This window comes from Serratia sp. HNCC26DJ244 (assembly GCF_057180565.1).
This window is the reverse complement of sequence record NZ_JBXUGO010000059.1, coordinates 1-1,689: the sequence shown is the minus strand read 5'-3', so window position 1 is coordinate 1,689 and position 1,689 is coordinate 1. Positions and strand designations below refer to the sequence as shown.

Below are 1,689 nucleotides of genomic sequence, written 5' to 3'. Positions count from 1 at the left end.
GGCAACAAAAAAATATCAAGTCTTAAAGAGTGACTCATGTAAGTAAAATTCATGCAGTAATCTTTGAGCATCGCTATTAACTTAGCAAATCAAGCTTTTAATTGAAGAGTTTGATCATGGCTCAGATTGAACGCTGGCGGCAGGCTTAACACATGCAAGTCGAGCGGTAGCACAGGGGAGCTTGCTCCCTGGGTGACGAGCGGCGGACGGGTGAGTAATGTCTGGGAAACTGCCTGATGGAGGGGGATAACTACTGGAAACGGTAGCTAATACCGCATAATGTCGCAAGACCAAAGTGGGGGACCTTCGGGCCTCACACCATCGGATGTGCCCAGATGGGATTAGCTAGTAGGTGGGGTAATGGCTCACCTAGGCGACGATCCCTAGCTGGTCTGAGAGGATGACCAGCCACACTGGAACTGAGACACGGTCCAGACTCCTACGGGAGGCAGCAGTGGGGAATATTGCACAATGGGCGCAAGCCTGATGCAGCCATGCCGCGTGTGTGAAGAAGGCCTTAGGGTTGTAAAGCACTTTCAGCGAGGAGGAAGGGTGATGTGTTAATAGCACATCACATTGACGTTACTCGCAGAAGAAGCACCGGCTAACTCCGTGCCAGCAGCCGCGGTAATACGGAGGGTGCAAGCGTTAATCGGAATTACTGGGCGTAAAGCGCACGCAGGCGGTTTGTTAAGTCAGATGTGAAATCCCCGAGCTTAACTTGGGAACTGCATTTGAAACTGGCAAGCTAGAGTCTTGTAGAGGGGGGTAGAATTCCAGGTGTAGCGGTGAAATGCGTAGAGATCTGGAGGAATACCGGTGGCGAAGGCGGCCCCCTGGACAAAGACTGACGCTCAGGTGCGAAAGCGTGGGGAGCAAACAGGATTAGATACCCTGGTAGTCCACGCTGTAAACGATGTCGATTTGGAGGTTGTGCCCTTGAGGCGTGGCTTCCGGAGCTAACGCGTTAAATCGACCGCCTGGGGAGTACGGCCGCAAGGTTAAAACTCAAATGAATTGACGGGGGCCCGCACAAGCGGTGGAGCATGTGGTTTAATTCGATGCAACGCGAAGAACCTTACCTACTCTTGACATCCAGAGAACTTTCCAGAGATGGATTGGTGCCTTCGGGAACTCTGAGACAGGTGCTGCATGGCTGTCGTCAGCTCGTGTTGTGAAATGTTGGGTTAAGTCCCGCAACGAGCGCAACCCTTATCCTTTGTTGCCAGCGATTCGGTCGGGAACTCAAAGGAGACTGCCGGTGATAAACCGGAGGAAGGTGGGGATGACGTCAAGTCATCATGGCCCTTACGAGTAGGGCTACACACGTGCTACAATGGCGTATACAAAGAGAAGCGACCTCGCGAGAGCAAGCGGACCTCATAAAGTACGTCGTAGTCCGGATTGGAGTCTGCAACTCGACTCCATGAAGTCGGAATCGCTAGTAATCGTAGATCAGAATGCTACGGTGAATACGTTCCCGGGCCTTGTACACACCGCCCGTCACACCATGGGAGTGGGTTGCAAAAGAAGTAGGTAGCTTAACCTTCGGGAGGGCGCTTACCACTTTGTGATTCATGACTGGGGTGAAGTCGTAACAAGGTAACCGTAGGGGAACCTGCGGTTGGATCACCTCCTTACCTAAAGATATTGCTTCGCGTGAAGTGCTCACACAGATTGTCTGATGAA

1 rRNA gene is annotated in these 1,689 nt (G+C 52.1%); it reads left to right on the top strand.

Features of this window, described 5'->3' with window-relative positions:
* Nucleotides 1-98: 98 nt before the first annotated feature.
* Nucleotides 99-1,640: ribosomal RNA gene (locus AC2A06_RS18495) — 16S ribosomal RNA — on the top strand.
* Nucleotides 1,641-1,689: the final 49 nt, after the last annotated feature.